The 13,294-nt window shown below is 69.5% G+C and carries 10 protein-coding genes; 4 read left to right on the forward strand and 6 right to left on the reverse strand.

Annotated features, from left to right (window positions below):
• Nucleotides 1–271: 271 nt before the first annotated feature.
• Nucleotides 272–2,041: an ABC transporter ATP-binding protein gene (locus tag ACX114_RS05280; RefSeq protein ID WP_459295346.1), complete on the reverse strand. Its 1,770-nt coding sequence runs from the start codon at nucleotides 2,039–2,041 to the stop codon at nucleotides 272–274.
• Between the two features lie 117 nt (nucleotides 2,042–2,158).
• Here ACX114_RS05280 and ACX114_RS05285 point away from each other — a divergent pair, with 117 nt between their 5' ends.
• Complete coding sequence (locus tag ACX114_RS05285) at nucleotides 2,159–3,007, forward strand: aldo/keto reductase (protein ID WP_459295348.1); 849 nt, start codon at nucleotides 2,159–2,161, stop codon at nucleotides 3,005–3,007.
• Here the strand turns inward: ACX114_RS05285 and kdsB are convergent.
• Nucleotides 3,000–3,746 carry a 3-deoxy-manno-octulosonate cytidylyltransferase gene (gene kdsB / locus ACX114_RS05290; protein ID WP_459295350.1) on the reverse strand — a complete coding sequence of 249 codons (747 nt, stop codon included), beginning with the start codon at nucleotides 3,744–3,746 and terminating at the stop codon, nucleotides 3,000–3,002. The two genes, ACX114_RS05285 and kdsB, sit on opposite strands and share 8 nt — an antisense overlap.
• A gap of 105 nt (nucleotides 3,747–3,851) precedes the next feature.
• On the opposite strand from kdsB, the gene wecB reads away from it, so the two are divergent.
• From wecB to ACX114_RS05305, 3 genes are all read left to right on the forward strand, one after another.
• Nucleotides 3,852–4,973: a non-hydrolyzing UDP-N-acetylglucosamine 2-epimerase gene (wecB, locus tag ACX114_RS05295; protein WP_459300069.1), complete on the forward strand. Its 1,122-nt coding sequence runs from the start codon at nucleotides 3,852–3,854 to the stop codon at nucleotides 4,971–4,973.
• 106 nt (nucleotides 4,974–5,079) lie between these two features.
• Nucleotides 5,080–6,054, forward strand: coding sequence for an RluA family pseudouridine synthase (locus tag ACX114_RS05300; RefSeq protein ID WP_459295352.1), 975 nt, complete (start codon nucleotides 5,080–5,082; stop codon nucleotides 6,052–6,054).
• A 36-nt stretch (nucleotides 6,055–6,090) separates the two neighbouring features.
• Nucleotides 6,091–6,618 carry a dihydrofolate reductase family protein gene (locus ACX114_RS05305; RefSeq protein ID WP_459295354.1) on the forward strand — a complete coding sequence of 176 codons (528 nt, stop codon included), beginning with the start codon at nucleotides 6,091–6,093 and terminating at the stop codon, nucleotides 6,616–6,618.
• Nucleotides 6,619–6,620: 2 nt separating this feature from the next.
• Here the strand turns inward: ACX114_RS05305 and ACX114_RS05310 are convergent, their stop codons facing one another.
• The 4 genes from ACX114_RS05310 to ACX114_RS05325 all read right to left on the reverse strand — a co-directional run bounded on the left by ACX114_RS05310 (nucleotide 6,621) and on the right by ACX114_RS05325 (nucleotide 13,219).
• Nucleotides 6,621–7,415 (reverse strand): alpha/beta fold hydrolase, encoded by a 795-nt coding sequence (locus ACX114_RS05310; RefSeq protein ID WP_459295356.1) that lies wholly within the window; start codon nucleotides 7,413–7,415, stop codon nucleotides 6,621–6,623.
• Nucleotides 7,416–7,434: 19 nt separating this feature from the next.
• Nucleotides 7,435–10,569: an efflux RND transporter permease subunit gene (locus tag ACX114_RS05315; protein WP_459295358.1), complete on the reverse strand. Its 3,135-nt coding sequence runs from the start codon at nucleotides 10,567–10,569 to the stop codon at nucleotides 7,435–7,437.
• 28 nt (nucleotides 10,570–10,597) lie between these two features.
• Nucleotides 10,598–11,791, reverse strand: a complete 1,194-nt coding sequence (locus ACX114_RS05320) for an efflux RND transporter periplasmic adaptor subunit (protein WP_459295360.1) — start codon at nucleotides 11,789–11,791, stop codon at nucleotides 10,598–10,600.
• Nucleotides 11,792–11,893: 102 nt separating this feature from the next.
• A complete protein-coding gene (locus ACX114_RS05325) occupies nucleotides 11,894–13,219 on the reverse strand; it encodes a TolC family protein (protein ID WP_459295362.1) in 1,326 nt (441 codons plus the stop codon).
• Nucleotides 13,220–13,294: the final 75 nt, after the last annotated feature.

Below are 13,294 nucleotides of genomic sequence, written 5' to 3' on the forward strand. Positions count from 1 at the left end.
CGAACCGGTGGGTGGACAGGACATTCCCGGTAGGGAGGGGGGACGAAAAAAGTCGCCCCCGCCGGCAAAGGCGGGGGCGACTCGTTACCGCAGGCGTCACTTCCGCCGGGGACAACCCGCGTTAGCAGGCCACCGCGACGGAGGTGGACGCCTTGATCTTGCTGTCGTTCAAGGCATCACCTCCTTTCTTGCGGCAGCAGAGATAATGCGCGCCCCCATTTCTCGCCATGAAGAGCGGGAGGTGGGAGGAACCCGTCCGGGGAACGAGCGTTCAGGCTGCGACGACCTGGCGCTCCACGAGGCGGCGGTACAAGCCGTCTTGCGTCATGAGGGTGGAGTGGGTGCCGCTCTGCACCACGCGGCCGTGCTCCATCACCAGCACGCGCTGGGCATTGGCCACGGTGGACAGGCGGTGGGCGATGATGAGCGTGGTGCGGCCCTGCATCAGCCGGTCCAGCGCGTCCTTCACCAGGTGCTCGCTCTCCGAATCCAGGGCGGACGTGGCTTCATCCAGGATGAGGATGCGCGGGTCCTTGAGCACGGCCCGCGCGATGGCCACGCGCTGCTTCTGGCCGCCGGAGAGCTGCACGCCGCGCTCGCCCACCTCCGTGCGGTAGCCGTCCGGGAAGCGCTGGATGAAGTCGTGCGCGTTCGCGGCGCGGGCGGCCGCCTCCACCTCCGCGTCGGTGGCGTCCGGGCGGCCGTAGCGGATGTTGTCCGCGATGGAGCAGGAGAAGAGCAGGGGCTCCTGGGCGACCATGCCCACGTGGCGCCGCAGCCAACTGGGGTCCAGCGACTTCAGGGGGCGGCCGTCCAGGCGCAGCTCGCCCTGGAGCGGATCATAGAAACGGGACAGGAGGGCGGCGAGGGTGGACTTGCCGGCGCCGGAGGAGCCCACCACGGCGACGACCTCGCCCGCGTGGACGGTGAGGTCGATGCCCTGGAGCACCGGCACGTCCGGGCGCGTGGGGTAGGCGAAGTGCACGCCGCGCAGCTCCACGAGCCCCTCGACGGTGGTGGGGCGCTCGCCCTCGTTGGCGGGGATGGCGGGCGCGCGGTCCATCAATTCGAAGACGCGCTCGGCGGCGCCGGAGGCGCGCATGAAGTCCGCCCAGAGGTCCGCCAGGGAGCCCAGGGAGACGGCCACGAGCATCGTGTAGATGAGGAACGAGGTGAGGGCGCCCACGGACAGCTCGCCGTCCACCACCAGCCGGCCGCCGTACCAGAACACCACCACCGCGGCGATGTAGCCCGCGCTGGAGGCGCCTCCCATGAAGGCGGCGGACTGGCGCGCGCGGTTGCGGGCGACCTCGTAGGAGTTCTTCACGGCGTTGCCGTAGCGCGCCACCTCCGACGCCTCCGCGGCGAAGGAGCGCACGGTGCGCATGCCGGACAGGCTCTCCTCGGCGACCTCGCTGGCCTTGGCGAGCGCGTCCTGCACGTTGCGCGACAGCCCGCGCACGCGCCGGCCGTAGACCATGCCGCCCACGGCGACGACGGGCACGATGGCGAGCATGAGGAAGGTGAGCGAGGGCGAGGTGTAGAAGAGCAGCACGATGCCGCCCAGGGCCTGCACGGCGTTGCGCAGCCCCTGGGAGATGTTCGCGCTCACGGTGTTCTGAAGCACCGTGGTGTCGGAGGCGAGCCGGCTGGTGAGCTCTCCGGTGCGGCGCGTGTCGAAGAAGGCCACCTCCTGGTCCATGAGGCGCCGGAAGAAGTCATGGCGCAGGCGCATGACCACGCGCTCGCCGGCGTTGGTGAAGAGGTAGAAGCGCAGGGCGGTGGCCACGCCCTGGACCAGGAAGACGGCCAGCATGACGAGCGCGGCCTTGTCGATGAGGCCGCGGTTCTTCGCGTTGAGGGCCTCGTCGATGAGGATGCGGACGCCCTGGGGGTAGACCAGGCTGGCGCCGCTGCTGATGAACAGGAAGACGGTGGCGACGAGCAGGGTGCCCAGTTCAGGGCGGGCGAGCGCCAGCAGGCGGCGCACGGTGACCCCGGAGGAGCGGTGGGGTGTCGAAGCGGTAACGGAGGGAGGCACCGCTGGAGCCTACCGGACTGTCGGGGGACGTGCAGCCCGGACGGCGTCCGCAGGGCCGGGATGCAGGCGGGTGGCCTGGGTGGTATTCCATGACACGTTCCACGCGAGGAGGGGCCAATGGAGAAGCGCGTCTTTGGCAACACCGGGGTGGCGGTGCCCGTCATCGGACAGGGCACCTGGCAGATGGAGGACGACGACGCGGAAGCAGCCGTCCGAGCCCTGCGCGCCGGCCTGGACCTGGGGCTCACACACCTGGACACCGCGGAGCTCTACGGGCAGGGACGGGTGGAGGAGACACTGGTGGCGAAGGCCATCGAGGGCCGGCGCGAGGAGGTGTACCTCGTCTCCAAGGTGATGCCGTCCAACGCGACGCGCAGGGGCACGGTGGCCGCCTGCGAGCGCAGCCTGAAGCGGCTGCGCACGGACCACCTGGACTGCTACCTCTTGCACTGGCCCGGTTCGCACCCGCTGGAGGGCACGGTGGAGGCCTTCGAGGAGCTGATGGCGGCCGGGAAGATCCGCTCCTGGGGTGTGAGCAACTTCGGGGTGGAGGACCTGGAGGAGGTGCTGGCCCTGGCGGGCAGGGGGCGCATCGCGTGCAACCAGGTGCTGTACCACCTGGAGGAGCGCGCCATCGAGCACGCGGTCATCCCGTGGTGCGAGGCGCAGGGCGTGGCGGTGGTGGCCTACAGCCCCTTCGGCAACGGCCAGTTCCCGTCACCCACCAGCGCGGGCGGCAAGGTGCTGGCGTCCATCGCGAAGGCGCATGGCGTGACGCCCTTCCAGGTGGCGCTCCAGTTCCTGGTGCGCCGGCCGTCGGTGTTCGCCATCCCCAAGGCGAGCAACGCGGCGCACGTGCGGGACAACGCGAGCGCGGCGTCGCTGAAGCTCACGAAGGAGGAGCTCCAGCGCATCGACGAGGCCTTCCCGAAGGGCGACGAGCCGGACGCGCTGCCGGTCATTTGACGGCGGCGCGCTCGCGCATCACGGCCTCCACGCGGGCCACGTCCTCCGGCACGTCCACGGCGACGGTGCGCCAGTTCACGCTGGCGCAGCGGATGCGCAGGCCGTTCTCCAGGGCGCGCAGCTGTTCCAGCTTCTCCGTCTCCTCCAGCGGGGTGGGGCTGAAGGCGGCGAGCTGGAGCAGCGTGTCGCGCCGGTAGCCATAGAGGCCCAGGTGGGCCCAGCGGCGCACGGGTGTGCCGGGGTCGCGGGCGTGCGGCACCGCGGCGCGGCTGAAGTAGAGCGCGTCGCCGTTGAGGGCGAGCACGGCCTTCACCACGTTGGGGTTGTCCGTCTCCTCCGGGTCCAGGGGGCGCACCAGCGTGCCCATGTTCACGGCTTCGTCCTGGAAGAGGTCCGCGAGCACCTTGAGGGCGCCCGGGTCCACGAGCGGTTCATCCCCCTGCACGTTCACCCACACCCCCACGTCCGGACGGGCGCGGGCGACCTCCGCGATGCGGTCCGTGCCGGTGGGGCAGGCGGGGCTGGTCATCACCGCCTTGCCGCCGAAGCCCTCCACGACGTCGCGGATCCGCGTGTCGTCGGTGGCCACCCACACCTCGTCGAAGGCGCTGGCTTCCTGACAGCGGCGCCAGACGTGTTCGATCATCGGACGGCCGGCGATGAGGGCGAGCGGCTTGCCAGGGAAGCGGGTGCTGGCATGGCGGGCGGGGATGACGGCCACGGTGCGGGAGGCGGGCATGGGGCGGCATCTATCAGATTCAGGACGTCTCGCCGCGCCTGGGGAGGGGCTAGCCGGTTCCCACCACTGGCCAGAAATGGCGCCATGCCTAGCTTCCGGGGCGACATGAAGAAGGTCATCCACATCGTTGGCGCGCGTCCCAATTTCATGAAGGTGGCACCCATTCACCGGGCCATCTCCGCGCGTACGTCCCTGCGGCAGCTCGTCATCCACACCGGCCAGCACTACGACGCGAAGATGAGTGACGTCTTCTTCGCGGACCTGGGCTTGCCTCCGCCCGAAATCCACCTGGGCATCGGCTCCGGCAGCCATGCCGAGCAGACGGCGAAGATGATGGTGGAGATGGAGAAGGTCTTCCTGGCGGAGAAGCCGGACCTGGTCTCCGTGGTAGGCGACGTGAACAGCACCATCGCCGCGGCGCTCGTCACGTCCAAGCTGGCGATTCCGCTGTCCCACGTGGAAGCGGGCCTGCGCAGCTTCGAGCGGCACCAGCCGGAGGAGATCAACCGCGTCGTCACCGACCGGCTCTCCGACCTGCTGCTCACGCCGTCGCGCGACGCGGACGCGAACCTTCTGAAGGAGGGCATCGACCCGAAGCACATCCACCTGGTGGGCAACGTGATGATCGACTCGCTCCTGTCGTCCAAGGAGAAGGCCGACCAGTTGCCCACGCTGAAGAACCTGGGCCTGACGCCCAAGGGCTACGTGGTGGCGACGCTGCACCGTCCGTCCAACGTGGACAACCCGAAGCTGCTGGCGGGCCTCCTGGGCGTGCTGATGGACGTGGCGAAGGAGCTGCCCGTCGTGTTCCCGGTGCACCCGCGCACGCGCAAGATGATCGCCGAGCAGGGCCTGGGCCCCAAGCTGGAGCAGACGCCGGGGCTCAAGCTGGTGGACCCCATGGGCTACCTGGAGTTCCTGTCCGTCACGTCGCAGGCGAAGCTGGTGATGACGGACTCGGGGGGGCTCCAGGAGGAGACCACCGCGCTGAACGTGCCGTGCCTCACCATGCGCGAGCAGACCGAGCGCCCTATCACCGTGGAGGTCGGCTCCAACGAGGTGGTGGGCACCGACCCCGCGCGCATCCGCGAGGCCGCGAACCGCGTGCTGGCTGGCGACTTCAAGAAGGGCCGCGTGCCGGAGCTGTGGGACGGCCGCACGGGCGAGCGCATCGCGGACCTCTACGCGCGCTTCCTGGGCGTGGAGACCAAGCGCGCCTTCGGGTGAGCTGCCGCGGTTCGTGGAGCAATCAGGCCGCCGGGTGCTCGCGTCTTCGTGCGCGGGGGCCGGGCGGCCTTCGTATTTCAAAGCGTGGTAGAGCGTCGGGCTCGCCATGCGTGAAGACTCCGAGAGCGCTCCGGCCGTGCCCGACGGCTACGTGGACATCCCGTTCGTCGTGGAGCCGAACTACGCGGGATGGCGGCTGGACCGGTACCTCTGCGAGAAGATCCGCCGCATGGACCTGGAGCGCGTGCGCGGCATCATCCTGCGCGGCGTCCTGTGCGACGAGTACCGGCTCAAGCCTTCCACGCCCGTGTACCCGGGGCTCACCTTCCGCATCCGTCGCCCCGCGAGCCAGGAGCCCGTGACGCCCACGGAGCTGCCCGTCGTCTTCTCCGATGACTGGCTGCTGGTGTTGGACAAGCCGGCGGGGCTGCCCATCCACCCCACCGCGCGCTACCACAAGGGCACGCTGGTGACGCTCCTGCGCGAGCGCTTTGGTGAGCGCTTCGCGGAGCCCGCGCACCGGCTGGATCGCGAGACGAGCGGGCTGGTGGTGTGTGGCCGCACCACCGAGTCCTGCCGCGTGCTGGGCGGGCTGTTCCTGTCGCGCGATGTGCACAAGGAGTACCTGGCGCTGTGCGAGGGTCAGCCCACCGAGGACACCTTCGTCGTGGACGCGCCCATCGCGGAAGGGACAGACCTGATCCGCATCGCCGTGCGCATCGACCCTGTGGTGGGCAAGCCCAGCCGCACGCGCTTCCAGGTGCTCCAGCGCTTCACGCATGGCGGCGAGCCGTTCGCGCTGCTGCGCTGCTTTCCGGAGACGGGGCGGCAGCATCAGATCCGCGTCCACCTGCGCGAGGCGGGATTTCCTCTCGTGGGCGACAAGATGTACGGGCCGGATCCGGGGTACTTCGACCGGTTCAGCAAGCACTCGCTGGAGCCGGAGGCGTGGGCCCGGCTGCGGTTGCCGCGCCATGCGCTCCACGCGGAGCGCATCACGTTCCCGCATCCGGGCACCGGGGAGACCGTCACCTTCGCGTCACCGCTTCCCGATGACTTGAAGGACTTCATCGCCGGGTGAGTGACGATGGCCTTGGGCCGACGGTACGCTCATGGAATGCGACCTCTTCGGTATTCCATCAACATCACGTTGGACGGGTGCTGTGATCATCGTGCGGGTTTCGCGGACGAAGGGCTGCATCGTCACGCGGCCGAGACCCTCGCGCGTGCCGATGCCCTCCTCTTTGGCCGGGTCACCTACGAGATGATGGAGGCCGCGTTCCGGCAGCCGACGGGGACGGACTCCTTCGCCCGGACCATCGACGCGGCGAAGAAGTACGTCGTGTCGAGCACCCTGGACCGGGTCGACTGGAACGCGGAGCTCGTGCGCGGGGACCTGGGGCAGGCGGTTCAACAGCTCAAGAATCAGCCGGGGAAGGGCCTGTACGTGGGCGGCGTGAAGCTCCCGCTGGCATTGGCGGAACTCGGATTGATCGACGAGTACGAGTTCGTGGTGCATCCCCGGATCGCGGGCCACGGGCCGACGTTGTTCGCGGGGCTCTCGAAGTACGTCGACCTGAAGCTCGTGGGCCGGCAGGAGCTCGCCTCGGGGGCGGTGGCCCTGCGGTACGAGCCGCGAAGGTAGCTTCAGGCCAGCTCCCGCAGGAACGACGCGACCCTCTCCGCCAGGCGCTCGGGTTGGTCATACGGGAGGCCGTGGCCGGCTTCCTGGATCTCTTCGATGCGCACGCGTGGGTTGAGGCTTCGCAGCTCCGTTGCCATCTCGAACGTGACGACGGGGCCGCGGTCTCCGATGACGAGGAGGATGGGGACGTCAATCGCGCTCACCACGTCGCGATAGTCGGGGTTGGGCGGCGTGAGGACGTCGAAGGGTTCCAGGTGGGTCTTCAGTCTCGCCTCGGCGAGAAGCTCGAGGAGCTCGGGCGAGCGATGCGGCTGCCGGGCAATGGCCTGTGCAACGAGTTCGGATTTGCTCAAGCCAAGGAGCTGGCGGTGTTGTCCGGCGACGTCGCTGGCGTGCACCTCGCGTTGACGCTCGGGGCTCAAGAACGTCGGGTCGACGAGGACGAGGCCGCGGAGGTCCGTCCCGCGACTCGCCACCACGGCGGCGGTCATGCCGCCCATGGAGTGCCCCATCAGCACCGGACGCGAGAGCTTCAGGTCTTGGATGAGGCCCACGACGTCGCTTGCGTGGTCGTCGTACCGGTAGCCGTGGGGCGGCGTGCTCGAATCGCCATGCCCTCGGGCGTCGGGCATGACGACGTCGAATTCACCTTCGAGCACGCGCGCCACGGGCGTCCAGCAGGCGCCGCTTCCAATCAAGCCATGGAGCAGGATGACCGGAGGCTTGTCACCTCCGGTCCGGAGGTAGTGGAGGTTGATGCCGTTGGTTTCGCTGACTCCACTCATCCAGGTCGTCATGGGGCTCCGTGAACTTCGGTCAGCCTGCCTTGCGGAGGTTCTTCGCTCCGGGCACCACGCGCAACAGCTGCGCGGGCATCCGGTCCACGACCTGCTCCGTGAAGCGGGCGAAGATGCGGAAGAGCACCGGCAGGAGCACCAGCGTCAGCGCGCACGCGGAGAGGGTGCCGGACACGATGACGATGGCCAGGGGCTTCTGCATCTCCGAGCCGATGCCGTTACTCAAGCACGCCGGCACCAGGCCCAGGGCCGCCAGCGCGGCGGTCATCAGCACCGGACGCAGGCGTTCGCGGCTGCCGTGGAGGATGGCGTCGTCCAGTGACTCTCCGGCTTCCCTCCGCTCCGCGATGGCGCTCATCACCAGCACTCCGTTGAGCGCCGCCTGTCCGATGAGCGCGATGAAGCCCACCGCCGCCGCCACGCTCAGCGGCATGTCCGCCCAGTACAGGCCGAACACACCTCCCATCAGCGCGAAGGGCACGTTGAGCAGCGTCACCACCGCGCGGCCGAAGGAGTTGAACGCCTTGAAGAGCAAGAGCAGCGTGAGCACCAGCGCCACCGGCAGGACGGTGAGGAGCCGGTCCATCGCGCGCTCCTTGCTCTCGAACTCGCCGCCCCATTCGACGCTCATCCCCGCGGGAGGCGGGGCCTCCTTCTGGAGCAGCGCCTGCGCGTCCTTCACGAAGGAGCCCAGGTCCCGGCCTCGCACGTTCATGCGCACGCCGATGTAGCGCCGGCCGTTCTCGCGGTTGATGGAGGCGCGGCCGAAGCCGGTCTTCACCTTGGCCAGTTCGTTCAGCGGCACCAGCACGCCGCCCTCCACGGGCACCCGCAGGTGGGAGATCTTCTCCACGTCGTCGCGGCTGGACATGGGCAGGCGCATCACCACGTCGAAGCGGCGCTCGCCCTCCCAGAACTCGCTGAGCGGCCGGCCGCCCACGGCCGTCTGGAAGACGTGCTGGAAGTCTCCCAGCGACATGCCGTGGCGGGCCAGTGCCACGCGGTCCGGGGTCACCTGGATGCTGGGCACCTCACCGCTCTTCACGATGCCCAGGTCCGCGACGCCGTCCACCCTGGACAGCGTGCGCTTCACCTTCTGCGAATACTCCTGGAGCACCTGGAGGTCGTCACCGAAGAGCTTCACCGCGAGCTGGCCCTGCTGGCCGCTGATGCTCTCGTTCACGTTGTCGCCGATGGGCTGGCTGAAGCTCACCTCCATGCCCGGCACCTCCGACACGGCGCGCTGGAGGACCTCCAGCACGTCGTCCAGCTTCGGCGTGCTCTTGGGCCACTCGGCGGGTGGCTTGAGCTTCACGAAGAACTCCAGGTTGTTGGTGAGCTTCGCGTCGGTGCCGTCCTCCGGGCGGCCCAACTGGCTGAGCACTCCGTCCACCTGCGGTGCCTGGCGCAGCAGGCCTTCGATTCGCGGCACCAGCTTGCGGCCCTCCGACAGGGAGATGTTCGAGGGCATCGTGAAGGTCAGATAGAGGCTGCCTTCGTTGAGCGCCGGGAGGAACTCGCTGCCCATGCGCGGGACGAGCGCTCCCGCGAAGAGCAGGCCCGCCGTACACACCGCGACCACGGTGGCCGGGTGCTTGAGGCTCCAGGTCAGCACGGGTCCGTAGGCCTTGTCCGCGGCTCGCAGCACCGGTGATTCCTTGTGCTTCACCGGCTTGCGGTAGACGAACGAGGCCAGCACGGGGATGAGCGTGACGGAGAAGACGAGCGCGCCCAGGAGCGCCGCCACCACCGTGTTCGCCATGGGCGCGAAGATGCGGCCCTCCACCCGCTGCAACATGAAGATGGGCAGGTACGCCGCGATGATGATGAGCAGCGAGAACACCGTGGGGCGCACCACCGCCTTCGTCGCGCGCTGGATGCGTTCGAGCGGGGTTTCGCCCTCGTACTGGTGGCCGGACATGCGCGCCAGGATGCTCTCGATGATGACCACGCCTCCGTCCACGATGACGCCGAAGTCCACCGCGCCCATGGACAGGAGGTTGGCCGACATGCCGCGCATCTTCAGGTAGATGAACGACGCCAGCAGCGAGAGGGGAATCAGGACGCCCACGACGATGGCGGCCCGCAGGTCCAACAGGAAGATGAAGAGGACCAGCGTGACGAGCAGCGCGCCCTCCAGCAGGTTGTGGCCCACCGTGCGCAACGTCGTGTTCACCAGGTCCGTGCGGTCGTAGAACGGATCGATGTGCGCGTCTTCCGCCTGGAGGCGGCCGTTCACCGCGGCCACCGCGTCGCGCACGCGGGAGAGCACCACGGAGGGGTTCTCTCCGCGGCGCATCAGCACGATGCCCTGCACCACGTCACCGTCGCCGTCGCGGCTGACCACGCCCTGGCGGGGGGACCAGCCCTCGTTCACGTCCGCCACGTCCTTGAGGAACACGGGCGTGCCTTCGTGCGTGGCCACCCGCACGTCGCGGATGTCTTCCAGCGAGTGGAAGAGGCCCTCGCTGCGGATGACGAACTGTTCGGAGCCCCGCTCCAGCACTCCGCCGCTGGCGTTCTCCGAGCCGTCCTTCAGCGCGTCCTCCACGTCGTCCAGCGTGAGGCCGAACGCGGCGAGCCTCGCGGGGTCGGGCTGGATGTGGATCTCCTTGAGGAGGCCTCCGTAGCTGACGACGTCCGCGACGCCGTCCACTCGCAAGAGGCCCGGCCGCACCACCCAGTCCTGGAGGGTGCGCAGCTTCATGGGGTCGCCCTTCGCGCCCTTCAGCGTGTAGCGGTAGATCTCTCCGATGGGCGTGGCCAGCGGGCCCAGGGAGGGCGTGAGGCCTTCGGGCAGCTCCGCGTCACGCAGGCGCTCCAGCACCTGGGCCCGGGCGAAGAGCACGTCGGTGTTGTCGTTGAAGCTCAGCGTCACGAAGGACAGGCCGAACATGGAGAGGTTGCGCAGGCGCGTCAGGCCCGGGATGCCATTGAGGGCGCGCTCCAGCGGGAGGCCAATCTGACGCTCCACCTCTTCGGACGGCTGGCCCGGATAGAGGGTGATGACGTTGACCTGGGTGTCCGTGGGGTCCGGGAAGGCCTCCACGGTGAGGTCGCTGAAGCAGAACCAGCCCCAGATGGCGGTGAGCAGCGTGAGGAACACCACCGCCGCGCGGTTCTTCAGACTGAAGTCGACGAGCTTTTCGAACATGGGTGTCTTTCGTTCCGTCGAGGGGGCTTCAGTCCGCCAGTTCGATCTGGTTCTCCAGGAGCAGCGCGCCCCGGGCGACGAACCGGTCTCCGGAGGCGAGGCCCCCGCGCAGCTCCACCTCGCCGTCGCGGCGGCGGCCCGGCGTCACGGCGACGCGCTCCAGGCGGTTGGAGTCACGGGCGACGAAGACCACCGAGCGTGCTCCGTCCGTCACCACCGCGCTGTCGGGAACTCGCACGCGCTTGACGCCTTCGGGCGCGGTGGGCGTCACCTCCACGAAGGCATTGGGGCGGAAGCGGCGGTCGTTGTTGGGGACGCGCACGCGCACCTCCACGGTGCGACGTAGCGGATCCACCACTTCGGAGACGCGGTCCACCTTGCCTGCGCGGACGATGCCGTCTCGCGTGGTGACGGTGACGTCCTGGCCGGGGGACATGTCCAGCGCGTCCGCTTCCTGGAGGTCCGCGACGACCATGACCTGATCCAGGTCGGAGAGGCGCACGAGCGGCCTGTCGCGGTCGGGCGTCACCTCCTGGCTGGCCACCACGTCCAGGTCCACCACCGTGCCGGAGCGTGGGGCTGTCACCCAGAAGAGGTTCTCGCCTCGGGAGGACACGCGGAGGCTGCCTTGCTTCGCCTTGGCGGCTTCCAGGGAGAGCTCGGCCTGACGCAGCTCTGTCCGCGCTGCCAGGAGTTCTTTCTCCGGGGCGGCTCGCAGGGCGACCAGCTCCTTGAGGCGGTCCGCGTTGCGGCGCTTCTCCGCGAGCTCGGCTTCCGCTCCGCGCTGTTCACGCACGAGCTCCGCGAAGGCTCCGGAGCGCACGCTGAAGAGGTCGTCGCCCTGCTTCACGCGGTCGCCGGGGCGCACGCGGACCTCCTCCACACGGCCCGAGAGCGGGGCTCCCACGGAGGCGGTGCGCGCTTCGTCGAACTGCACTCGCGCGGGGGAGGGGAGTGGCGTGAGGGCGCTGCCCTCGGTGGCCACGGCGAGCTGCACGTAGTGCCACTGCGGTGCGTCGTCTGGCAGGTGCACCGTCTCACCCTTCACGGTGGGCCCGCGGATGGCCGTCTCGCTCTCCGCGATGGAGGCGGTGGGGGACAGCACGTAGAGCAGCACGCCGGTGCCCAGCAGGCCCGCTCCGGCGAAGGCCACCCAGACCGGGGCGCGGCGAGAAGAGGTGTGGGTGGACGCAGGGGCGGCGGAGGTGTCGGGGGTGTTCATGGACTGGGGGCTTTCGGGAGGGGGATGGACCGTCAGTGGCAGTCAGGGCGTTTGCGTGAGCCGAGGAATGGCGCGCGTGTCGGAGGACAGGGCCTGTCGTCATCAGGAGCGCGGATTGGTCAGCGTGTCCGGTGCTCGCGGGCCGGCGGCGCTGGCCCGGGCGATGGCGATGGTGAGTTGGTAGGCGGTCTGGTCCAGCTCGGCCGCGTGCAGCACCAGCTCGCCGTAGGTCCGGCGCGCGAGGAGCAGGTCCTGCAACGCCGCGCCTCCGGCCTTCACCGCCGCGTCCAGACGCTGCACCACGCCTTCAGCCAGCGGCAGCGTCTGGGTGTAGAGCTTCTGACGGCGCTCCTGCACGGCTCGCAGTTGCTGGTTCAGCAGGTCCGTCTCTCGCGAGGCCTGGGCCGTGAGCAGCTCTCGCGCGGCCTTCGCGGATTGGGCGCTCGCGCTGGCGGCGTGCGCGTCCGCCTGACCGTGGTCGAAGAGGGGGAGCGGAATCGACAGGCCCACGAAGAGGGAGTTCTTCTGGTTGCCGGAGATCATGAACTGGTCCCGCGTGTAGCCAGCTCGCACCGTCGGATCCGGAATCCAGCGGCGCTTCGCCAGCGTCAGCGAGGACCTCGCGGAGTCCTCCTGCGCGCTCAGGGCCCGCAGGTCCGGCCTTGCTTCGATGGCGGCGGGAGCGGGCGCCTGGTCGAGCCTCTTCTGGAGGAAGGACATCGCCCGCTCGTGACTTCCGAATGGTTCACAGGGGATGCCCGCGAGCCGGGCGCAGGCGAGCAGCGCGTCCGTGAGCTTCACGCGCTCCTCTCCCAGCGACGTCTCCAGCGACTGCGCCTCCAACGTGGAGCGGTCCACGTCCAGACCCGCGGCGTCGCCGTGCTGCTGCCTGGCGCGTTGCAGGTCCGTGAGCTTCCGCGCGTCATCGGTGAGCTTCGTCAGCTCCGCGATGCGCACCTCCGTGGAGGCCACCTCCGCCGCCCGCTCCAGCACGTCGTACGTGCGGGCCCTCAGCGCGGCGTGCACGTCCAGCGTGGTGGCGGACAGCGCCGCCTTCGCCGCGTCCTGACGCGGGCCCCGCTTGCCCAGCTCCACCAGCTCCGACATGCCCACGACGTAGTTGGGCACGTCGTCCAGGCGGCGCAGTCCCGGCGGGTTCGTGGCGCCAATGGGGATGGTGTTCATCGACACGTCCAGCTCCGGGTTGGGCAGCAGGTGCGTGCGCTGGTGATCCGCTCGCGACGCCGCGAGGCGGGCGCGGTCGTCCGCGAAGTCCGCGGAGTGCTCCCAGAGGAGCTCCGCCAGACCGTCGTCGTCCGGCAGGGTGGAGAGCAGCAGCGTGGCGGAGGAGGTGGGGTGCTGCTCGGCACCGGCGGTGAGACCGAGCAGGGTGCCCAGGGCGATGAGAGCGGGGAGGGAACGGCGCAAGCGGCAGGCTCCGGTGAGAATCCGGAGGAGCCCCATCGCAAGCCGTGTGCCCGGCCTGGCCTCAGCAAATCCGCG

The organism is Corallococcus sp. M7 (assembly GCF_054512695.1).